We start from the raw sequence: 20,963 nt of genomic DNA, 5'->3' as shown, positions 1-20,963 counted from the left end.
CGCAATCCTTGCGGAGGATGATGCATGCGCCTTCGAACCCTTGCCCTTGCCGCCATGCTGCCCCTGTTCGCGTCTCCGCTCGCTGCCGCACAGGATCGCTATGTCGTCTGCGACAACGGCCTTCGCTGCGTGACGGCACCGTGCCCGTCCTCCGCCATCCGCAATCTCGACAGCGGCGCGGAATCGCGCGGCGTCTTCCCTGATATCGACGGGCTTGCCGAGGCGGACCGGCAGCGCATCCTCGAGACGGATGCGCTCTATTACGGCCGGCTTGTCCTGCGCGGCCATGTCGAGGATCGCGACCAGGAGATTGCCGGCAGGCGGCAGAGCCTGCCGGTCCTCGTCATAACCGGCATCGAGCGCAAGGCCACGGCCGATGAACGGCGGCACTGCCGCGCCGGCTAGCCGTTGGGTCTCTAGTCGCGGTCGGGCGCCCCGAGCGGGAAGAACTTCCGGAAGGGCCGCGCTTCGTCCACGGCGCGGGCGAAGGAGGGGCGGGCGAGCAGGCGCCGGCGATAGGCATGCACATTGGCGAAGGCCGGATCGATGGCGTGCGTCCAGTCCGCATAGAACAGGAAGGGAGCGGCGCCGCAGTCGGCCAGCGTGAAGGTGTCGCCCGTGGCCCAGATCCGGCCGTCCATGTGGCTGTCGAGCCAGGCATAGGCCCGCTCCAGCATGTCGCGTGCATCCTTCTCGCCGTAAGGATCGCGGTTCTCTTCCGGCCGGATGGCGTTGAAGACGATCCTCTGCTGCGGTGTCGAGACATAGTTGTCGAAGAAACGGTCGAGCATGCGCACCTCGATCGCCGCCTTCGGATCGTCGGGAATGAGCTTTACCGGTCCCGGGTAATGAAGCCCGAGATATTCGATGACGATGCTCGCTTCCACGATCGTCCGGTCGCCGTCGACCAGGATCGGGAAACGCTTGATCGGCCAGCGCCTCTCGAAATCGGCGATCGTCTCCCGATCGTTGTGGTCGAGCATGCGGTAGTCGAAACCGGTGCCGTTTTCGTAGAGCGCCGTCAGTGCCTTCTGGCAGTAGCTGGAAAAGGGATGGGCATAGAGAACGGGTTTCATGGCAACCTCCGCGTCTGCGGGATTTGTCGCAAATCCGATTGCATTTTGCAATCGGATTTTTCAACCCGCCCGCAGCATCAGCGCCTGCCTCAGGTCCTGGCCGTGGGGCCTTGAAAGTTGCATCTGGGCGAGGGGGATCGACAGGACCAGGAAAACCAGGGCCGTCACGAACAGCGTTCCCGGATGCAGCAGTCTCGATCTCACGCGTCACCTCATATTCGAACAGCCGTCTTGTCCATCGCCAACCTGACGCCGCGCTGAACGTCGCCGCCGGGTTCGTTCAGGCGGCTGTCAGTTTCGCGGGGCAGGGAGGGGCGGGATGGTGGCCCGCGGGCTGCCGGAGACGCTTTCGAAAGGACATCCGATGCGCGAGACAACCGGCAAGGCCGGCTCCCCCGCCTTCTGGCGGCCGCAGCTCGGCAGCATTGCCGTCAGCATCCTGACGGCGCTCTACCTGCTGGCCTTGACCAACCGCAGCTTCTGGTCGAAGGGCTGGCTCTATCTCGATGGCCGGCCGACGACGTTCTTCTCTATCGCTATCGGCATCGCCTGCCTCTATATCGCGCTCTGCGTCGCGGTCTCGCTGAAATATGTGATGAAGCCGATCTTCATCCTGCTCATCCTGGCAAGCGCCGCCGGCGCCTGGTTCATGGACCGCTACGGCGTGATCATCGACATGGAGATGATCCGCAACGCGGCCGAGACGAACAGCGCGGAGGCGGGGCACCTCATCACGCCGGGTTTCGTCCTCCACATGCTGGTCTATGGCGTGCTGCCCGCAGCGCTTCTCCTGTGGGTCAGGGTCCGTCATCACACCTTCTTCTGGAAGCTGCGCGCCAATCTCGTGGTCATCCTGCCCGCGCTGGTCATCGCGCTGGTCGCCGGCCTTTCCCATGCCCGCGTCTATGCCGCCACCGTCCGGGCACATCACGACTGGTTCGAGACGCTGAACCCCATCGTTCCCCTCGCCACGGCCGTGCAGTTCGCCGCCGGCCAGTCGGCCGATCGAAACGTCGTCGCCGCCCCGCTCGGCACGGATGCCCGTGTCAGCGATGGTCCCGTCACCGGGCGCAAGCCGCGGCTGATGGTCGTCGTTGCCGGCGAGACGGCGCGCGCCGCCAATTTTTCGCTCGGCGGCTATGGGCGCGAGACCAATCCGGAACTGAAGACGAAGGATATTTTCTATTTCGGTGACACGACGAGCTGCGGCACGGCGACCGCCGTCTCGCTGCCGTGCATGTTCTCCGTCTATACCCGCGCCGACTATTCGCATCGCAGGGGGCTGGAGACCGAGAACCTGCTCGACGTGCTCGCCCATGCGGGCATCGCCGTCGAATGGTGGGACAACAATACCGGCAGCAAGAAGATCGCCGCCCGCGTGCGGGAGCGCTCGCTGGTCGAGGGCGGCAACCCGCGCGACTGCTCGGGCGGCGAGTGCCGGGACCAGGTGCTGCTCGATGTCCTCGACGCCTGGATCGGATCGGTGAAGGCGGACACCGTGCTGGTGCTGCACCAGATCGGCAGCCATGGCCCGTCCTATTGGCTGCGGTATCCGGAGGCATTCCGCCGCTTCAGGCCGGACTGCCGCAGCGCGGAGTTTTCCGATTGCACGCGCGAGGAGATCGTGAATGCCTATGACAATACGATCGCCTATACCGATCACATCCTCGCCGGCGTGATCGACCGGCTGCAGAAGGCCGAGGAAAGCCTCGACGTCTCGATGCTCTATATGTCCGACCACGGCGAATCGCTCGGCGAATTCGGCCTCTACCTGCACGGCGCGCCCTATATGATCGCGCCGGGCGAGCAGACCCATGTGCCCTTCGTGCTCTGGCTCGGCAAGGATGCGAAGGCCGCCTATTCCGGCGCCTGCCTCGATGCGGAGACGGCGAAGCCGCAATCGCACGACACGCTCTTCCACACCGTGCTCGGCATGATGCGGGTGGAAACCAGGGTGCGCGACCCCGCGCTCGACCTCCTGTCCGCCTGCCGGCGCGGCGCCGTGTCCTGATCGGGACGGACGATGGCAAGCCTGGCTTCCCCCGTGTATTCTCCGGTTTCGGAAGGTGACGCGCGGGCGCATGGGCGGGCCGTCGCATGGTGCGGAGAGACGGGCGCGTGAGGGTTCTGCTGATCGAGGACGATGCCGTTCTGGGCGAGGCGGTGCGCGACTATGTGGCCGGGCTCGGCCATGCGGTCGACTGGATGCAGACGCTTGAGGACGGCCGCACGGCGACGGATGCGGTCGGCTACGAGCTGATCCTGCTCGACCTGCGCCTGCCCGACGGCAGCGGGCTCTCGCTGCTGAAGGACCTGCGCCGCGCCGGCACGGCCGTGCCGGTCATCATCCTCACCGCGCATGACCAGATTTCCGACCGTATCGAGGGCCTGAACAGCGGGGCGGACGACTATCTCGTCAAGCCGTTCAATCTCGGCGAGCTCGGTGCGCGCATGCTCGCCGTCGCGCGGCGCTATGCGGCCTCCTCGCTGCCGGTGCTGGAAGCCGGCTCGATGGCGATCGCGCTGGCCGACCGCCGGGTCCTGCGCAACGGTGCGCCGGTCGATCTGTCCGGCCGCGAATGGGCCGTGCTGGCGCGGCTTGCCACGCGGCCGAATGCGGTCGTCTCCAAGGGCGAGATCGAGGAGGCGCTTTATGCCTTCGGCGCGGAGATCGAGAGCAACACGGTCGAGGTCTATGTCAGCCGCCTGCGCAAGAAGCTGGGCAAGGGCTGCGTCGAGACGCTGCGCGGCATCGGCTACAGGCTCGGCCGATGACGGGGCCGGCACCGCAGAGCGATGAGCGGCGCGCAAGCGCCTTCCGGCCGAAGAGCCTTGCCGGCCAGCTCATGCTGTGGATCACCGTCATCACCACCTGCCTCTGGCTCGTCGCCGTCGGCTTCGGCGCGCTCGTCATGCAGGACGAGTTCGGCGAGATCTTCGACAGCGCCCTGCAGGAGACGGCCGAGCGCCTGGTGCCGCTCGTCGTCGACGACCTCAACCGTCGCGACGACCTGAATGTCCCCCGGCGCATCGAGCGCTCGCCCGCGCAGCCCGGCGAGGAATACCTGACCTACCAGGTGCGCGACCGTGCGGGCCGCGTGCTGCTGCATTCGCACACCGCCTCGGCGGAGCCCTTCGACGTGCCGCTGAAGGTCGGCTTCCGGGATGGCGCGCGGGGGCGGGTCTACACCGCCGCGACGGCGGACGGGGCCATCTTCGTGCAGGTGGAGGATTCCGCCGAGGAGCGGCGGGAGGCGATGGTCGAGGGCGCGCTGGCGCTGCTCCTGCCGGTTCTGCTCATCGTGCCGGCCACGGTGCTGGCCGTCTGGTTCGTCGTGCGCCGCGTGCTCCTGCCGGTCGAGACGCTGCGGGCGGCGATCGGCGAAAAGGACGGCGGCAATCTCGCGGCGATCGCGGCGGAGAACCTGCCGCGGGAACTGCAGCCGATCCTGCGCTCGGTCAACCTCCTGCTCGCGCGCCTGCGCGCCGTGCTGGCAGCGGAGCGGGAGTTCACCGCCAACAGCGCGCACGAACTGCGCACGCCGGTTGCCGGCGCGCTGGCGCAGACGCAGCTGCTCATGGCCGAGCTCAAGGACGCCCCGACCCACGCCCGCGCCCGGCAGATCGAGGCCTCCCTGCAGAAGCTGACGAAGCTCACCGAGAAGCTGCTCCAGCTCGCCCGCGCCGAGGCCGGGATCGGCGTCAGCGAGACGGCCTTCGACCTCGTGGACGTGCTCGGCGTCGTCGTCACGGATTTCCAGCGCGCATCGGGCACCGCAAGCCGCATCCGCTTCCGGAGCGATCTTGCGGGACCGGCCCTGCGCGAGGGCACGGCCGACGCCTTCGCCATCGTGCTGCGCAACCTCATCGAAAATGCGCTGCTGCACGGGCGGACGGACGAGCCCGTCGAAATCCGCCTGACCGAAACGGGCAATGTGTGCATCCGCAACGGCGCGGCAGCCATGTCGGAGGCGGAGCTGGCCGCGGTGCGCAAGCGCTTTTCCCGCGGCAGGACGCTCGCCGCAGGCTCGGGTCTCGGGCTTTCCATCGCCGACCGGCTCCTGGCACAGATGCGCGCCAGCCTCGTCCTCACATCGCCCGTTGCCGGGCGTGTTGACGGTTTCCAGGCAGACATCGTGTTTCCCGCGGCGCGATGACGCCCGGCGGGCATGTCCGTGCCTCATTTCCGAACAGTCTCGTTTTGCAGCATTCGCGCGCGGGCAGCCCGTCGCGATGCTCGCAATTTTTTCCATCGGCATGTGAGAAATATGTGGCTTTTTGCATTATTGTGTGGTTTTCTGTGGCTCTAATCAAAAAAGGTGGGGAACATGGGTCGCAAACCGGAAGACTATGCGCGGCTGCTTGCCAGCGCGCTTTGCAAACTGCATGCAGCGGAATGCCACGAGGCATCGCCGCTCATCTCGGAAGACAGCATCCGCGTGATCAGCGAAACCATTGCCGTGGCGATGGAGGATGCTCGGAAAGTTCATGTCGAACAGGAGCTTGCGGCGATGCGTGAACGCCGCGAGCGCATTCATCTGCACTCCTGACATCTCGTCCCGCTCCGCCGCCATGCCTGCCTTGTGCTGGCGGCGGCGGCTTTCTATGGTAGGTGTTCAAGCCGTCCGGGCAAAAGCGTGCAGCGCTGCCGCATTCGGGCGTGCAAACCTGACGCGCCTGACCATCGGGAGGAGATGAGGTGCCGACTGAAGCCGCGCGCATGCTGCGCGACACGTCCGCCGACCCGGAATTCGGGCCGTGGCTGGCGCAGGCCTCGATCCTCGTCGTCGACGACGAGCCGGGCATGCGCAACTTCCTGATGCGCACGCTCGGGCCGCGCTGCCGCCAGCTGGAGCTGGCGGCCGATACGGACGAGGCCTCGCGCAAGCTTGACCAGAACCATTTCGACGTGGTCATCCTCGACAACATCATGCCGAAGAAGAACGGCGTGGAATGGCTTGCCGAGCAGCGCGCCATCGGCTTCTTCGCCGATGCCATCCTGATGACCGCCTATGCCGATCTCGAAACCGCGATCCAGGCGCTGCGGGCCGGCGCGGTCGATTTCATCCTGAAACCCTTCCGCTCCAACCAGTTGCTCAATGCCGTCGCGCGCTGCCTCGACCGCATCCGCCTGCAGCGCGAAAACTACGTGCTGCGCTATGAATTGAAGGCGACGTCGGACCATATCCTCCTGCGCGACCGGCTGATCGGCGAATCGACCGCCATCGCCGGCGTGCGCGAAACCATCGCCCGCGTCGCGCCGCTGCCGACCTCGGTCCTGCTCACCGGCCAGTCCGGCACCGGCAAGGAAGTGGCGGCGCGCTCGCTGCACGCGCTGTCCGACCGCGCGGCAAAACCCTTCGTGCCCGTCAATTGCGGGGCGATCCCGGCCGACATGATCGAAAGCGAGCTGTTCGGCCACCTGAAGGGCGCCTTCACCGGCGCCGAACGGGCGCGTGAGGGGCTGTTCCTGCATGCGCAGGGCGGCACGCTCTTCCTCGACGAGATCAGCGAGATGCCGCCGGCCACGCAAAGCAAGCTGCTGCGCGTGCTGGAGGACCGCAAGGTGCGGCCCGTCGGCTCCGAACGCGAGGTGCCGGTCGACCTGCGCTTCGTCTTCGCCACCAATGCGGAGCTGGAAAAGGAGGTGCAGGCCGGGCGCTTCCGGGCCGATCTCTTCTTCCGCATCAATGTCATGCAGATCCACCTGCCGCCGCTGAAGGACCGCGACGGCGATGCGGTGGAGCTGGCCGTCCTCTTCATGAAGAAGCTCTCGGCGCAGCTCGCCATGCCCGCCGTGCCCATCGACGAGGCGGCCCGCCGGGCGCTGTCGGCCTATGACTGGCCGGGCAATGTGCGCGAGCTGCGCAATCTCATCGAGCGCACGCTGATCCTCGGCCGCTTTCCGGACGGGTTCGGGCAGGCGGCGGCCGCCGGAAGGGAGGGCGGCTCGCTTGCCGATGTCGAGCGGCGCCACATCCTCTCGGTGCTCACCGCCTGCAGCGGCCAGCGCGACGAGGCGGCGCGCCAGCTCGGCATTTCCCGCAAGACGATCGACCGCAAGCTGGCGGCCTGGGATGGCTGACGGCAGGCAGGGCGTCATCCGGCCGGCGCGCTCGGTGCGCTACCGGCTGCTGGCCATCGCGCTCCTGCCGATGCTGGTGATCCTGCCGCTCCTGCTCGGCATCACCGTCTACCGCTGGAACGAGAAGTTCGACGCGACGCTGATCTCCAAGGTCAACGGCGACCTCACCATCGCGCACCAGTATCTCGCCCATATCCTCGACAATACCGGCGAGCACGTCACCGCGCTCGGCGGCTCCGTGCGCTTCCGCGACAGCGCCGGCGACACCGGCGCGCTGAAAGCCCTGCTCGACGAGGCGCGGGCGCGGCTGGAGCTCGATTTCCTCTATGTCATCGCGCCCGACGGCCGGCTCGTCGTCTCCGTGACCGCGACCACGGCGGAAACGCTGCGCACCGACTGGCCGGTCATCCGCGATGCGCTGGCCGGCAAGCCGGCGACGGGGGTGGATATCTTCGAGAACGCCGATCTCGAACGGCTCTCGCCCGACCTTGCCGCCCGCGCGCGGCTGCCGCTCGTCTCGACTCCGAATGCGGTGCCGACCGAGCGCACAGAGGAAACGCGCGGCATGGTCGTGCAGAGCGCCAGCCCCGTCACGCTCGGCAACGGGCGCAAGGCGGTGCTCGTCGGCGGCATCCTGCTCAACCAGAACCTCGTCTTCATCGACACGATCAACGACCTCGTCTACCGCGAGGCGAGCCTGCCGGAGGGCAGCCAGGGCACGGCGACGCTGTTCCTCGACGACGTGCGCATCAGCACGAATGTGCGGCTGTTCGAAGGGCGCCGCGCGCTCGGCACGCGCGTCTCCGCCGCCGTGCGCTCGGCCGTGCTGGGCGAGGGGCGCACCTGGCTCGACAGCGCCTTCGTCGTCAACGACTGGTACATTTCCGCCTACGAGCCGATCACCGACAGCCGCGGCGAGCGCGTCGGCATGCTCTATGTCGGCTTCCTCGAGGCGCCGTTCACGGCGGCGAAGTACCAGACGGTGCTCACCATCGTCGCCGCCTTCCTCGCCATCACGGCGGCCAGCGTGCCGATCTTCCTGCGCTGGGCGCGCGGCATCTTCGAGCCGCTGGAGCGGGTGGACGCCACCATCGCACGGGTGGAGAGCGGCGATCTCGGCGCGCGCACCGGCCCGGTCGACAGCCAGGACGAGATCGGCCGCGTCGCCGTGCATCTCGACGACCTCCTGAACCAGCTCGAGCAGAACGACCTGGAGCTGCGCCGCTGGAACGAGGAGCTGAATGCGCGCGTGGACGAGCGCACCCGCGAGCTGCAGCTCGCCAACCGCCGGCTGGAGGCGACGACCAAGCAGCTCATCCTGTCGGAAAAGCTGGCCGCCATCGGCGAGATCACCGCCGGGGTCGCCCATGAGATCAACAACCCGATCGCCGTCATGCAGGGCAATCTGGAGGTCATCCGCTCCGTCGTCGGCGACCGGGCGGCGCTGGCCAAGGTCGAGTTCCAGCTGCTCGACGATCAGATCCAGCGCATCAGCCAGATCGTCACGAAGCTCCTGCAATTCGCCAAGCCCGAGGAATTCGCCGGTTTCGTCGATCGTCATGCGCCCGGCACGGCCGTGGCCGATTGTTTGCCGCTCGTCCAGCACCTGCTCGCCAAGGCGGCGATCGAGGTGCGGCTGGAGGACACGGCCGAACGGCTGGTGCTGATGAACCGCACCGAGCTGCAGCAGGTCGTCGTCAACCTCGTCGTCAACGCCATCCACGCCATGCCGGATGGCGGCGCGCTCACCATCGTCACCCGCGACAGCGACCGCGGCGGGCGCCCGGGCGTCGAGATCGTCGTCAGCGATACCGGGATCGGCATGGAGCCGGATCTCGTCGCAAAGGTCTTCGACCCGTTCTTCACGACGAAGCGGCAGGAGGGCACGGGCCTCGGCCTTTCCATCAGCCAGACGCTGGTGACGCGGCAGGGCGGCGCCATCTCGGTGGCGAGCCGGCCGGGCGAGGGGGCGACCTTCACCATCTGGCTGCCCGAGGCGGCCTGACCGGACACTTTGTCCGCCCTTCGGACAAAGTGTCCGTTTTCCTCCCGTTTTTTCTTCCAACCGCCTGATTCCAAAGGGCATCCATTCTGGCACGGGCCTTGCTTCGGTCCGCGCGGGAGGTTCGGCCTCCGGCCGCCTGCGAGAGGGATGCAGGCATCCGGGCGTCGAAGGGCGGTTTTCGCCGGCTCCCCATCACGAAAATCTTCGCACCGAGGGGTGCGTCGCGGAGGAGACCCAATGACTGCATCGACCGAGACCTATGCCGGCGACTATTCCGGCAGCATCCTCGACCGGGAGCGCATCATCGCCAAACCCGGCTTCAACCGCTGGCTCGTTCCGCCGGCCGCGCTTGCCATCCATCTTTGCATCGGCATGGCCTACGGCTTCAGCGTGTTCTGGCTGCCGCTGTCCAAGGCCATTCCGGGCGCTGCCGACGCGGCCTGCGCCGACCTCAACCTCGTCTCCGCGCTCTTCACCACGAGCTGCAACTGGCGCGTCGCCGATCTCGGCTGGATCTATACGCTGTTCTTCGTGCTGCTCGGCTGCTCGGCGGCCATCTGGGGCGGCTGGCTGGAGCGCGTCGGCCCGCGCAAGGCGGGCTTCGTCTCGGCCTGCTGCTGGTGCGGCGGCATCGTCGTCGCGGCGATCGGCGTCATGACCCATCAATTGTGGCTGATGTGGCTCGGCGCGGGCGTCATCGGCGGCATCGGCCTCGGCCTCGGCTACATCTCCCCGGTCTCCACGCTGATCAAATGGTTCCCGGACCGGCGCGGCATGGCGACCGGCATGGCGATCATGGGTTTCGGCGGCGGCGCGATGATCGGCGCCCCGCTCGCCAACCTCCTGATGAACGTCTTCAAGACCGACACGACGGCCGGCGTCTGGCAGACCTTCCTCGTCATGGCCGCCATCTATTTCTGCTTCATGATGGGCGGCGCCTTCGGCTACCGCATTCCGCCGGCCGGCTGGCGGCCGGAAGGCTGGACGCCGCCGGCCTCCAAGTCGACGATGATCACCACCAGGCACGTGCACCTGCGCGACGCGCACAAGACGACGCAGTTCTGGCTGATCTGGCTGGTGCTCTGCCTCAACGTCTCGGCCGGCATCGGCGTCATCGGCATGGCCTCGCCGATGCTGCAGGAAATCTTCGGCGGCCGCCTCATCGGCCAGCCCGAGCTGAGTTTCGGCCAGCTCGATACCGACCAGAAGGCCGCCATCGCGGCGATCGCCGCGGGCTTCACCGGCCTGCTCTCGCTGTTCAACATCGGCGGGCGCTTCGTCTGGGCCTCGCTCTCCGACAAGATCGGCCGCAAGAACACCTATTATACCTTCTTCATCCTCGGCATCGTGCTCTACGCGCTGGCGCCGACGCTGGCCGACATGGGCAGCAAGGCGCTCTTCGTGCTCGCCTTCGGCATTATCCTGTCGATGTACGGCGGGGGCTTCGCCACCGTTCCGGCCTATCTCGCCGATATCTTCGGCACGCAGTTCGTCGGTGCGATCCACGGCCGCCTGCTGACCGCCTGGGCGACCGCCGGCATCGTCGGCCCGGTCGTGGTCAACTATATCCGCGAGGCGCAGATCGCCGCCGGCGTGGCGCCGGGGCCGGCGCTCTATACCGGCACCATGTACATCCTCGCCGGCATGCTGGCGCTCGGCCTCGTCGCCAACATGCTGGTGCGGCCGCTTGCCGACAAATGGTTCATGTCGGACGAGGAGGTTGCCTCCCTGCAGGCGAAGACCGCGGCCGCCAATGCCGGCCCGACCGGTTCCTTCGGCATCGGCAAGGGCGGGCTCGACGCCAAGGCGGTGCTCGCCTGGGCCGTCGTCGGCCTTCCGCTCCTCTGGGGCATCTGGGTGACGCTGAAGAGCACCGCCGCGCTGTTCTGAGATCCTCCCGCAGACGCCCTCTCCTCCGTCATGGTCGGGCTGGACCCGACCATCCACCGCAGCGTGTGAGACTTGGATCCTCGGGTTGAACCCGAGGATGACGATGGTGGAGGGCGATGCTTATCGGAAAACCAGGTCCCCGGCCGGTGCCGGGGACTTTTTTATGACCGCTTGCAGCGGATGCGCTTTTCGAGCAAACCGGAAGGACGCGTCAAAGGAGGAGGACGACATGACCGAATGGGGCCGGACCGGCATGGGCAAGTTCGCGCTGGTGACGGGCGGCGGCACGGGCATCGGCCTTGCCATCGCCCGGGGTCTCAGCGCCGAGGGGTATGCGGTCGTCGTCACCGGCCGCCGGGCCGCGGTGCTGGAGGAGGCCGCCGCCGCCATCACCGGTGAAACGGGCAATCCGGTCCGCGCGATTGCCTGCAATGTCGGCGATCCGGGCGAGGTCGCCGCGGTCTTTGCCGAGATCAGGCGTGCTTTCGGCCGGCTCGACGTGCTGGTCAACAATGCCGGCTCCAACGTCTCCCCGGCGCTGCTGGAGGACATTCCCTTCGAGGAGTGGAGCAATATCCTCGCCGCGAACCTGACGGGTGCCTTCCTCTGCACCCAGCAGGCCTTCAGGCTGATGAAGGACCAGAGCCCGCGCGGCGGGCGCATCATCAACAACGGCTCGATCTCCGCGACCGCGCCGCGGCCGAACTCCGCGCCCTATACGGCGACGAAGCACGCCATCACCGGCCTTACCAAATCGACCGCCCTCGACGGGCGCAAATACGACATCGCCTGCGGCCAGATCGATATCGGCAATGCGGCGACGGACATGACGAAGCGCATGAGCACCGGTGTGCTCCAGCCGAACGGCGATGTGGTCGCCGAGCCGACCATGTCGGTCAAGCACGTCGCCGACGCGGTGGTCTACATGGCCAGCCTGCCGCTCGATGCCAATGTGCTGAACATGACGGTCATGGCGACCACCATGCCCTTCGTCGGGCGCGGGTAGAGGGAAGCGCGCAACGGCTCCCTGTCGTGCCTTGCGGCGTACCCCCTCTGCTCTGCCGGGTATCCCCCGTTGAGGGCAGGCGAATTGCATATGGAATGAGGCGACGCGTCTTTCCCCTTCTCCCCCGCGGGGAGAAGGTCGCGGCAGCGGGATGAGGGGGTGGCGCAGACGTCAGACGGTGTGCAAGCCCCCTCATCCGGCCCTTCGGGCCACCTTCTCCCCGCGGGGGAGAAGGGGAAAGCAGCAGCGTGCTGCCTATGCAATTCGCCTGCCGCTTGCCGGGGAGATGCCCGGCAGGGCAGAGGGGGGCCGGGATGCCGCAAAAACTACCGCCGCGGCTCGCCGCCCTCGGCGTAGACGGTCTTCTGCTGGAACTTGAAGACATGGCCGCAGCGGCAGCGCAGCATGTGCTTGTCCGGATATTTCGAGGCGCGTTCCGTGAGGAAGCCGCGCGGCAGCGAATCGATGGTGAAATCCGGGTGCTTGCGGCTCGGCATGTCGTCTTCCGAGACCTCGGCATAACCGGAATTGCCGCACATGGCGCATTCGAGCTTGCGCGAATAGCGGTCACGGGCGGCCATGGAAACTCCTTCGTCAAATGTCGGCGGACCGTTCATAGGCGCAGCGGCGGGCCGTTTCAATGGCCGGGCGTCACGCGGCGAGCAAGGCCTGCATGATGGCGACGATGCGCCGGTGCTGGTGGGCATGGCGCGTGCGCACATTGGTGGCGGCATAGACGGCCTGCGCGATCGGCTCGGCGCCGGTAACGCGGCTTGCCGCGCCGGAGCGCAGCAGCCGCTTCGCATCGGGCGTCATCACGAAGGCGGAGCCGCCGAGCTTCTGCAAAAGGGCAAGGACCGCCGTCGTCTCGCCGCTGGCGATCGGCGCGGTCGAGAGGGTCGGATACGCCTCGCGGTGCAGCCGGTCGAAGGCGGGGGAATAGACGGCCTGGATATAGTCCTCCGGCCGGACGTCCTCGATTCGCGCCACCCTGTTGCTCACCATCTCGTAGTGCACCTCGCCGATGCGCTCATAGGCAAGGTCCGGCAGGTAGTGCGGGGTGAAGAGGATCGCAAGGTCGAGGTCGCCCGCGCCGAGGTCGCGGTTCATCTGGTTGGAATAGTCGACCTCCACATAGATCGAGGTGGCTGGCAGCTCCCTGCGCACCGCCGCCAGCCAGTCGCCGGCGAAGTGGGCGGCAAGGTCATGCTGCAGGCCGATGCGCATGGAACGCTCGTAGGCGCCGGCCGTTTCCACTGCGCGCGCCGCCTCGTGCCACTGGTGCTGCAGCGCCTTGGCGTGATCGAGGAAGCGCAGGCCCGCCGCGGTCGGCTGGGTGCCGCCCTTGTTGCGCGCGAAGAGCTTTCGCGCGAACATCGCTTCCAGCGCGTTGATGCGGTGCGTGACCGTCGACTGCGTGATGTTCAGCCGCTCTGCCGTGCGGTTGAAATTGCGCGTTTCCATCAGGTCGAGGAATGTCTCAATCAGGACAATTTGCATGAATGCGCCGATTTTCCCAGTGTTCGGCGGAAGTGTAATCGAGAAAGTCGATTAATAAAGCAAAATCCAACCGCTTGCTGCGCGTCGCTTTGGTTGCCACAAATCCGGGGCAAAGAAGGGGAACGAGAATGTCCGCACTGCCAAGCCATGCCCGTGTCGTCATCATCGGCGGAGGCGCCGTCGGGGCGTCGGCGCTCTACCATCTGGCGAAGGCCGGGTGGACGGATTGCGTGCTTCTGGAAAAGAACGAGCTGACCGCCGGCTCCACCTGGCATGCCGCCGGCAACGTGCCGACCTTCTCCTCCTCCTGGTCGATCATGAACATGCAGCGCTATTCCGCCGCGCTCTACCGGGAGCTGGGCGCGCTGGTCGACTATCCGATGAACTACCACGTCACCGGCTCGATCCGCCTCGGCCATTCGAAGGAGCGGTTGCAGGAGTTCAAGCGCGTCGTCGGCATGGGCCGCTACCAGGGCATGGACCTCGACATCCTCTCGCCGGACGAGATGCGCGGCAAATACCCGTTCCTCGAAACGCACGACCTCACCGGCGCGCTCTACGATCCCTATGACGGCGACATCGACCCGGCGCAGCTCACGCAGGCGCTCGCCAAGGGCGCGCGCGACATGGGCGCGAAGATCTTCCGCTTCTGTCCGGCGACCGGCGCGCGGCGCGAGGGCGAGGAATGGGTGATCTCGACGCCTCAGGGCGAGATCCGCTGCGAGAAGGTCGTCAACGCCGCCGGCTATTATGCGCGGGAAGTCGGCAAATGGTTCGGCCGCGACGTGCCGATGATGGTGATGAGCCATCAATACATGCTGTTCGAGGAAATCCCGGAGCTCGCCGCCTGGTCGAAGGAGGCCGGCCACAAGCTGCCGCTGCTGCGCGACGTGGATTCGTCCTATTATCTCCGCCAGGAGAAGACGGGCATGAATCTCGGCCCCTACGAGCGGAACTGCAAGGCGCACTGGACGGCGCCCGACGATCCGATGCCGGACGATTTCTCCTTCCAGCTCTTCCCGGACGATCTCGACCGGCTGGAATGGTATCTCAACGACGCCGTCGAGCGCGTGCCGATCCTCGGCACCGCGGGCCTCTCGCGCATGATCAACGGCCCGATCCCCTATGCGCCGGACGGCAACCCATTGCTCGGCCCGATGCCCGGCGTGCCGAACGCCTATGAGGCCTGCGTCTTCACCTTCGGCATCTGCCAGGCCGGTGGGGCCGGCAAGGTGCTGGCCGAATGGGTGACGGAGGGCGAGACGGAATGGGACATGTGGTCCTGCGACCCGCGCCGCTACACGAGCTTCGCCGCCGACAAGGACTATTGCGTGGCCAAGGGCATGGAGGTCTACGGCCACGAATATGCCATGCATTTTCCAAAGCACGCCTGGCCGGCCGGGCGGAACCAAAAGCTTTCGCCGATCCACGATCGTATCGCGGCGCTCGGCGCGCAGTTCAAGCCCTATAACGGCTGGGAGCGCGCCAGCTGGTATGTGCAGGACGGCGACGACACGTCGGAGGCCGCGACCCAGACCTGGAACCGCGAGGGCCCGTGGCGGCCGCGCATCGAGGCGGAGTGCCGCGCCGTCACCGAGGCCGCCGGCATCCTCGACCTTCCCGGCTTCTCGCGCTTCCGCGTGAAGGGGGAGGGCGCGACGGCCTGGCTCTCCTTGCTGATCACCGGCCGCGTGCCGAAACCCGGCCGCATCGGCCTTGCCTATTTTTCCGACGACAAGGGCCGCATCGTCACGGAAATGTCCGTCATGATGCTGGCCGAGGATTTCTTCTTCCTCATCACCGCCGCGACCGCGCAGTGGCACGATTTCGAGTGGCTGCAGAAACACATGCCGGAAAATCCCGTCTTCACGCTGGAGGACGTCACGGAGAATTTCTCGTGCCAGATCCTCTCCGGCCCGAATTCCCGCGCCATCCTTGCCGATGTCTGCAAGGCGGACCTCACCATGCCCTGGCTCACCCACCAGCCGGTGGAGATCGCCGGCCGCTGGTGCCAGCTGGTGCGCGTCTCCTTCGCCGGCGAACTCGGCTGGGAAATCCACACCAAGGTCGACGACACGGCCGTCATCTTCGATACCGTCTGGGCGGCGGGGCAGAAGCATGGCCTGAAGCCCTTCGGCATGGAGGCGCTCGACAGCCTGCGCATCGAGAAGGGCTATCGCGCCTGGAAGGGCGATCTTTCGACTGATTACACCATCCTGCAGGGCGGCCTCGAACGCTTCGTCGACTGGACCAAGCCCGCCTTCAAGGGCAAGGCGGCGCTGGAGCGGGAGAAGCAGCAGGGCGTCACCAAGCGCTTCGTGCTGCTGACCGTCGAGGCCGGCGACTGCGACGCGCCCTACATGTCGACGCTCTGGCACGGCGGCAAAGTGGTTGGCGAGACGACCTCCGGCAACTGGGGCTATCGCACCGGCAGGTCCATCGCGCTCGGCATGCTGCGGGCCGATCTCGCTCAGGCCGGCACGGAGATCGAGGTGGAAATCTACGGCGAGCGCTTCAAGGCGACCGTCCAGCCCGACGGCCCGCTCTTCGACCCCAACAATGAAAGACTGCGCGCATGACGAAGCCCATCCCTTCCAAGGCAAGAGCCGTCATCATCGGCGGCGGCGTCTCCGGCTGCTCGGTCGCCTATCACCTGGCAAAACTCGGCTGGACGGACGTGGTGCTGCTGGAGCGCAAGCAGCTCACCTCAGGCACCACCTGGCATGCCGCCGGCCTCATCGGCCAGCTGCGCGCCTCGCAGAACATGACGCGGCTCGCCAAATATTCCGCCGACCTCTACGTCAAGCTCGAAGCCGAGACGGGCATCGGCACCGGCATGCGCCAGTGCGGCTCGATGACGGTGGCGCTGACGGAGGAGCGCAAGGAGGAGATCTATCGTCAGGCCTCGCTCGCCCGCGCCTTCGACATCGACGTGCGCGAGATCACCGTCGAGGAGGTGAAGGCGCTCTATCCGCATCTCAACACGGCGGATGTGAAGGCCGCCGTGCACCTGCCGCTCGACGGCCAGTGCGACCCGGCGAACATCGCCATGGCCTTGGCGAAGGGCGCGCGGCAGAACGGCGCGACCGTCCTCGAAGGCGTCAAGGTGACCTCGGTGCTGACGAAGGACGGCCGCGTGACGGGCGTTACCTGCGAGCAGAACGGCGAGACGTTCACCATCGAGACGGAGAATGTCGTCAACGCCGCCGGCATGTGGGGCCGCACGCTGGCCGACATGTCGGGCGTCACCCTGCCGCTGCATGCCTGCGAGCATTTCTACATCGTCACCGAGCCGATCCCGAACCTGCAAAGGCTGCCTGTTCTGCGCGTGCCGGACGAGTGCACCTATTACAAGGAAGACGCCGGCAAGATGCTGATCGGCGCCTTCGAACTGAAGGCCAAGCCCTGGGGCATGGACGGCATTTCGGAAGACTTCTGCTTCGACCAGCTTCCGGAGGATTTCGACCACTTCCAGCCGATCCTCGAAAACGCGATCCACCGCATGCCGATGCTGGAGACGGCCGGCATCCACACCTTCTTCAACGGCCCGGAGAGCTTTACGCCCGACGACCGCTACTATCTCGGCGAGGCGCCGGAGCTGAAGGGCTACTGGGTCGCCGCCGGCTACAATTCCATCGGCATCGTCTCCTCCGGCGGGGCCGGCATGGCGCTCGCCCAGTGGATGAACGACGGCGAAGCGCCGTTCGATCTCTGGGAGGTGGATATCCGCCGCGCCCAGCCGTTCCAGAAGAACCGCGCCTATCTCAAGGACCGCGTTTCCGAAACGCTCGGTCTGCTCTATGCCGATCACTTCCCCTATCGCCAGATGGCGACGGCGCGCGGCGTGCGCCGCTCGCCGCTGCACGAGCATCTGAAGGCGCGGGGCGCGGTCTTCGGCGAGGTGGCGGGCTGGGAGCGCGCCAACTGGTTCGCGAAAGAGGGGCAGGAGCGGGAATACCGCTATTCGTGGAAGCGGCAGAACTGGTTCGAGAACCAGCGCGAGGAGCACCTCGCCGTTCGCAATGGCGTCGGCCTGTTCGACATGACCTCCTTCGGCAAGATCCGCGTGGAGGGCCGCGATGCGCTGGCCTTCCTGCAACGCCTCTGCGCCAACCAGATGGACGTCGCCCCCGGCCGGATCGTCTACACGCAGATGCTCAACGCGCGCGGCGGCATCGAGAGCGACCTGACGGTGACGCGCCTTTCCGAGACGGCGTTCTTCCTCGTCGTGCCCGGCGCGACGCTGCAGCGGGACCTTGCCTGGCTGCGCAAGCACCTCCGCGACGAGTTCGTCGTCATCACCGATGTGACGGCGGCCGAAAGCGTGCTCTGCGTCATGGGGCCGAAGGCGCGCGAGCTGATGCAGAAGGTGAGCCCGAACGACTTTTCCAATGCGGCACATCCCTTCGCCACGGCGCGGCAGATCGAGGTGGGCATGGGTCTTGCCCGGGCGCACCGCGTCACCTATGTCGGCGAACTCGGCTGGGAGCTTTACGTTTCCACCGACCAGGCGGCCCATGTCTTCGAGGCGCTGGAGGCCGCGGGGGCGGATATCGGCCTGAAACTCTGCGGCCTGCACACGCTCGACAGCTGCCGCATCGAGAAGGCCTTCCGCCATTTCGGCCATGACATCACCGACGAGGACCATGTGCTGGAAGCCGGCCTCGGCTTTGCCGTGCGCACGAGGAAGGGCGAGTTCATCGGCCGCGACGCGGTGCTGCGCAAGGAGGAAGCGGGGCTGAAGCGCCGCATGGTGCAGTTCAGGCTGACCGATCCCGAGCCGCTGCTCTTCCACAACGAGGCGCTGGTGCGCGATGGCAGGATCGTCTCGACCGTCACCTCGGGCAATTATGGCCATTATCTCGGCGGCGCGATCGGCATGGGCTACGTGCCGTGCGCCGGCGAGAGCGAGGCGGATGTGCTGGCCTCCAACTACGAGATCGAGATCGCCGGCGTGCGGGTGAAGGCCGAGGCCTCGCTCGTGCCCATGTACGATCCGAAAGCCGAGAGGGTCCGCGCGTGAGCAACCTTGCCGAACGCCACCGGCGTTTTCATGCCCTGCACCAGTCGGGCTGCTTCGTCATTCCCAATCCGTGGGACATGGGCTCCGCCCGCATGATGGCAGCGTCGGGCGCCGTGGCGCTCGCCACCACCTCCGCCGGCTTCGCCTTCACGCTGGGGCGGCCCGACATGGGCCGCGTGACGCGCGATGAGGCGCTGCGGCATGCGGAGGATATCGTGCGCGCCACGCCGCTGCCGGTCTCGGGCGATTTCGAGAACGGTTTTGCCGATGCGCCGGACGACGTTGCCGAGACGATCCGGCTCGCCGCCGAGGTCGGGCTTTCCGGCTGCTCGATCGAGGATACGCGGATGGTCGAGGGCAACCCGGCCTATGCCTTCGATCTTGCCGTGGAGCGCATCCGTGCCGCCGCCGATGCCGCCCGTTCGCTCGGCCATCCCTTCATTCTCTGCGCCAGGGCCGATGGCGTGATGAACGGTGTCTACGACCTCGACGAGGCGATCCGGCGCATCCAGGCCTTCGAGAGGGCGGGCGCGGACCTCGTCTATGTGCCGGTGCCGCCGGGGCCGGAGGAGCTGAGGCGTGTCGTGCAATCGGTCGGGGTGCCGGTGAACGGGCTTGCCGCGGGGCCGCTGCGCCAGCTCACCGTGCCGGATTTCGCCGCGCTCGGCGTGCGGCGCATCTCGCTCGGCTCGATGATCGCCCGCGTCACCCACGCCGCGATCGCCGAGCAGATGGACGCCATCCTGAAGGATGGCAGTTTCGCGAAATTGTCCGCCGCGGCGTCGGGGGACCTCATCAACAGAATGCTTGCCGCCGGTGCGGGGGAGACGGGTCATGAGTGAACAGGCAGTTTTGTCCCGGCGGTCCGGCGGGCGTGCGGCACGGGTCGCCATGCGCGCCGCGCCGCTGGCGGAAAATGTCCGGCCGGTGCGGCCGGGCCTTCCCGGCGGCCAGTACAAGCCGCTGACGGAGGCGGGCGTGCGCCGCATCCACGAGGCGGCGCTGGATGCGCTGGAGAATATCGGCCTCGCCAATGCGCCGAAATCCGGCGTCGAGATCATGACCGGGGCCGGCGCCATCCTCGGCGAGGACGGGCGCCTGCGCTTTCCGCGCGCGCTGGTGGAGGACATGCTGGCGCTTGCCGCGCGCGACATCACGCTCCATGGCCGCGATCCGAAATACGACCTCGAACTCACCGGGACCCGCGTCTATTACGGCACGGCGGGCGCGGCGGTGCATATCGTCGACGTGGAGAAGCGGGAATATAGGGAATCGACGGCGAAGGACCTCTTCAACGCCGCCCAGCTCGTCCATCACCTCGACAATGTGCATTTCTTCCAGCGGGCGATGGTCTGCCGCGACGTTGCCGACAATTTCCTGATGGACATCAACACGCTCTACGGCTGCTGCGCCGGCACGTCGAAACATGTCGGCACCAGCTTCTCCGATCCCTCGCATGTCGCCGGCTGCTTCGACCTCATCCACATGATGGCGGGCGGCGAGGACAAGTGGCGGGCACGGCCCTTCGTGTCGAATTCCAACTGCTTCGTCGTGCCGCCGATGAAGTTCGCGGAGGAAAGCTGCATCACCATGGAGGCCTGCATCCGGGCCGGCATGCCGATCCTGCTGCTGTCGGCCGGGCAGGCCGGCGCGACGGCGCCGGCGCCGCTTGCCACCGCCATCGTGCAGGCTGTCGCCGAGTGCCTTGCGGGCGTCGTCTATGTCAATGCCATGGCGCCCGGCCATCCGGCGATCTTCGGCACCTGGCCCTTCGTGTCGGACCTCAGGACGGGCGCCATGTCGGGCGGTTCGGGCGAGCAGGCGCTGCTGACGGCGGGCTGCGCGCAGATGCACCAGTTCTACCGGCTTCCAGGCGGCGCGGCCGCGGGCATCGCCGATTCCAAGCTGCCGGACATGCAGGCCGGCTGGGAGCAGGCGATCTCCAACGTCATGGCGGGTCTGTCCGGCCTCAACATGGTCTATGAGGCGGTCGGCATGCATGCCTCGCTGCTCGGCTTCTGCCTGGAAAGCCTCGTTCTCGGCGATGATCTTCTCGGCCAGGTGCAGCGCTGCGTGCGCGGCATCGACGTCACGGAGGATTCCGTCTCGCTGGAGACCATGCGTTCCGTCTGCCTCGATGGGCCGGGCCACTATCTCGGCGACCCGCAGACCCTGTCGCTGATGCAGACGGAGTATGTCTATCCCGCCGTCGCCGACCGCACGAGCCCGAAGGAATGGGCCGAGATCGGCCGGCCGGACCTCGTGCAGAAGGCGATCGAGCGCAAGAACCGCATTCTTTCCGAAGCCGGCGGCCCGCTCTTCGATTTTACGACGGACCGGGCGGTGCGGGAGAAGTTCAAGATCTACTTCTGACGCCT

Annotated in this window: 17 protein-coding genes; 13 read left to right on the top strand and 4 right to left on the bottom strand. The window is 66.9% G+C overall.

Annotated elements, in window-relative coordinates:
- Nucleotides 1–24 precede the first annotated feature (24 nt).
- Nucleotides 25–405, top strand: coding sequence for a hypothetical protein (locus AABQ55_RS17605; protein WP_272805929.1), 381 nt, complete (start codon nucleotides 25–27; stop codon nucleotides 403–405).
- An 11-nt stretch (nucleotides 406–416) separates the two neighbouring features.
- On the opposite strand, the gene AABQ55_RS17600 is transcribed toward AABQ55_RS17605, so the two are convergent.
- Complete coding sequence (locus AABQ55_RS17600; RefSeq protein ID WP_272805928.1) at nucleotides 417–1,076, bottom strand: glutathione S-transferase family protein; 660 nt, start codon at nucleotides 1,074–1,076, stop codon at nucleotides 417–419.
- A 60-nt stretch (nucleotides 1,077–1,136) separates the two neighbouring features.
- Nucleotides 1,137–1,280, bottom strand: coding sequence for a hypothetical protein (locus tag AABQ55_RS17595; RefSeq protein WP_272805927.1), 144 nt, complete (start codon nucleotides 1,278–1,280; stop codon nucleotides 1,137–1,139).
- 160 nt (nucleotides 1,281–1,440) lie between these two features.
- Between AABQ55_RS17595 and AABQ55_RS17590 the strand changes: the two genes are divergently transcribed.
- The 8 genes from AABQ55_RS17590 to AABQ55_RS17555 all read left to right on the top strand — a co-directional run bounded on the left by AABQ55_RS17590 (nucleotide 1,441) and on the right by AABQ55_RS17555 (nucleotide 12,062).
- On the top strand, nucleotides 1,441–3,087 hold the full coding sequence (locus tag AABQ55_RS17590; RefSeq protein WP_272805926.1) for a phosphoethanolamine transferase: 1,647 nt from the start codon (nucleotides 1,441–1,443) through the stop codon (nucleotides 3,085–3,087).
- A 107-nt stretch (nucleotides 3,088–3,194) separates the two neighbouring features.
- Nucleotides 3,195–3,851 carry a response regulator transcription factor gene (locus AABQ55_RS17585; protein WP_244766877.1) on the top strand — a complete coding sequence of 219 codons (657 nt, stop codon included), beginning with the start codon at nucleotides 3,195–3,197 and terminating at the stop codon, nucleotides 3,849–3,851.
- A complete protein-coding gene (locus AABQ55_RS17580; protein WP_272805925.1) occupies nucleotides 3,848–5,233 on the top strand; it encodes a sensor histidine kinase in 1,386 nt (461 codons plus the stop codon). Before AABQ55_RS17585 ends, AABQ55_RS17580 begins: the two co-directional genes overlap by 4 nt.
- Before the next feature lie 171 nt (nucleotides 5,234–5,404).
- Complete coding sequence (locus AABQ55_RS17575) at nucleotides 5,405–5,626, top strand: hypothetical protein (RefSeq protein WP_244766875.1); 222 nt, start codon at nucleotides 5,405–5,407, stop codon at nucleotides 5,624–5,626.
- A 170-nt stretch (nucleotides 5,627–5,796) separates the two neighbouring features.
- Entirely contained in the window at nucleotides 5,797–7,161 is a 1,365-nt protein-coding gene (locus AABQ55_RS17570; protein ID WP_272807489.1) for a sigma-54-dependent transcriptional regulator, read from the top strand.
- Complete coding sequence (locus tag AABQ55_RS17565) at nucleotides 7,154–9,166, top strand: sensor histidine kinase (RefSeq protein WP_272805924.1); 2,013 nt, start codon at nucleotides 7,154–7,156, stop codon at nucleotides 9,164–9,166. Before AABQ55_RS17570 ends, AABQ55_RS17565 begins: the two co-directional genes overlap by 8 nt.
- Nucleotides 9,167–9,403: 237 nt before the next feature.
- A complete protein-coding gene (locus tag AABQ55_RS17560) occupies nucleotides 9,404–11,056 on the top strand; it encodes an OFA family MFS transporter (RefSeq protein ID WP_272805923.1) in 1,653 nt (550 codons plus the stop codon).
- A 229-nt stretch (nucleotides 11,057–11,285) separates the two neighbouring features.
- On the top strand, nucleotides 11,286–12,062 hold the full coding sequence (locus tag AABQ55_RS17555; protein WP_272805922.1) for an SDR family oxidoreductase: 777 nt from the start codon (nucleotides 11,286–11,288) through the stop codon (nucleotides 12,060–12,062).
- Nucleotides 12,063–12,388: 326 nt separating this feature from the next.
- Here AABQ55_RS17555 and AABQ55_RS17550 read toward each other — a convergent pair whose 3' ends face one another.
- Nucleotides 12,389–12,643, bottom strand: a complete 255-nt coding sequence (locus AABQ55_RS17550) for a hypothetical protein (protein WP_064330653.1) — start codon at nucleotides 12,641–12,643, stop codon at nucleotides 12,389–12,391.
- Between the two features lie 70 nt (nucleotides 12,644–12,713).
- Complete coding sequence (locus AABQ55_RS17545; protein WP_272805921.1) at nucleotides 12,714–13,562, bottom strand: LysR family transcriptional regulator; 849 nt, start codon at nucleotides 13,560–13,562, stop codon at nucleotides 12,714–12,716.
- A gap of 128 nt (nucleotides 13,563–13,690) precedes the next feature.
- Between AABQ55_RS17545 and AABQ55_RS17540 the strand changes: the two genes are divergently transcribed.
- From AABQ55_RS17540 to AABQ55_RS17525, 4 genes are read left to right on the top strand one after another with little or no spacing between them, the layout of a single operon-like run.
- The gene (locus tag AABQ55_RS17540; RefSeq protein WP_272805920.1) at nucleotides 13,691–16,141 is read left to right on the top strand and encodes a GcvT family protein; all 2,451 of its coding nucleotides are present in this window, start codon (nucleotides 13,691–13,693) and stop codon (nucleotides 16,139–16,141) included.
- A complete protein-coding gene (locus AABQ55_RS17535) occupies nucleotides 16,138–18,585 on the top strand; it encodes a GcvT family protein (protein WP_272805919.1) in 2,448 nt (815 codons plus the stop codon). The genes AABQ55_RS17540 and AABQ55_RS17535 overlap by 4 nt, the downstream gene beginning before the upstream one ends.
- Nucleotides 18,582–19,427 carry an isocitrate lyase/PEP mutase family protein gene (locus AABQ55_RS17530; RefSeq protein ID WP_272805918.1) on the top strand — a complete coding sequence of 282 codons (846 nt, stop codon included), beginning with the start codon at nucleotides 18,582–18,584 and terminating at the stop codon, nucleotides 19,425–19,427. The genes AABQ55_RS17535 and AABQ55_RS17530 overlap by 4 nt, the downstream gene beginning before the upstream one ends.
- Complete coding sequence (locus AABQ55_RS17525) at nucleotides 19,420–20,958, top strand: trimethylamine methyltransferase family protein (RefSeq protein ID WP_272805917.1); 1,539 nt, start codon at nucleotides 19,420–19,422, stop codon at nucleotides 20,956–20,958. The genes AABQ55_RS17530 and AABQ55_RS17525 overlap by 8 nt, the downstream gene beginning before the upstream one ends.
- Nucleotides 20,959–20,963: the final 5 nt, after the last annotated feature.

The organism is Shinella sp. WSD5-1 (genome assembly GCF_963942435.1).
GTDB lineage: Bacteria > Pseudomonadota > Alphaproteobacteria > Rhizobiales > Rhizobiaceae > Shinella > Shinella yambaruensis.
The sequence above is the reverse complement of the archived record's forward strand: the minus strand, read 5'-3'. Positions and strand labels throughout refer to the sequence as shown.

Bases quoted from the DNA above. Each gene is read 5' to 3' on its own strand.
- AABQ55_RS17605 (WP_272805929.1), top strand. From the start codon at position 25: ATGCGCCTTCGAACCCTTGCCCTTGCCGCCATGCTGCCCCTGTTCGCG.
- AABQ55_RS17600 (WP_272805928.1), bottom strand. From the start codon at position 1,076: ATGAAACCCGTTCTCTATGCCCATCCCTTTTCCAGCTACTGCCAGAAG.
- AABQ55_RS17590 (WP_272805926.1), top strand. From the start codon at position 1,441: ATGCGCGAGACAACCGGCAAGGCCGGCTCCCCCGCCTTCTGGCGGCCG.
- AABQ55_RS17580 (WP_272805925.1), top strand. From the start codon at position 3,848: ATGACGGGGCCGGCACCGCAGAGCGATGAGCGGCGCGCAAGCGCCTTC.
- AABQ55_RS17575 (WP_244766875.1), top strand. From the start codon at position 5,405: ATGGGTCGCAAACCGGAAGACTATGCGCGGCTGCTTGCCAGCGCGCTT.
- AABQ55_RS17570 (WP_272807489.1), top strand. From the start codon at position 5,797: ATGCTGCGCGACACGTCCGCCGACCCGGAATTCGGGCCGTGGCTGGCG.
- AABQ55_RS17565 (WP_272805924.1), top strand. From the start codon at position 7,154: ATGGCTGACGGCAGGCAGGGCGTCATCCGGCCGGCGCGCTCGGTGCGC.
- AABQ55_RS17560 (WP_272805923.1), top strand. From the start codon at position 9,404: ATGACTGCATCGACCGAGACCTATGCCGGCGACTATTCCGGCAGCATC.
- AABQ55_RS17555 (WP_272805922.1), top strand. From the start codon at position 11,286: ATGACCGAATGGGGCCGGACCGGCATGGGCAAGTTCGCGCTGGTGACG.
- AABQ55_RS17550 (WP_064330653.1), bottom strand. From the start codon at position 12,643: ATGGCCGCCCGTGACCGCTATTCGCGCAAGCTCGAATGCGCCATGTGC.
- AABQ55_RS17545 (WP_272805921.1), bottom strand. From the start codon at position 13,562: ATGCAAATTGTCCTGATTGAGACATTCCTCGACCTGATGGAAACGCGC.
- AABQ55_RS17540 (WP_272805920.1), top strand. From the start codon at position 13,691: ATGTCCGCACTGCCAAGCCATGCCCGTGTCGTCATCATCGGCGGAGGC.
- AABQ55_RS17535 (WP_272805919.1), top strand. From the start codon at position 16,138: ATGACGAAGCCCATCCCTTCCAAGGCAAGAGCCGTCATCATCGGCGGC.
- AABQ55_RS17525 (WP_272805917.1), top strand. From the start codon at position 19,420: ATGAGTGAACAGGCAGTTTTGTCCCGGCGGTCCGGCGGGCGTGCGGCA.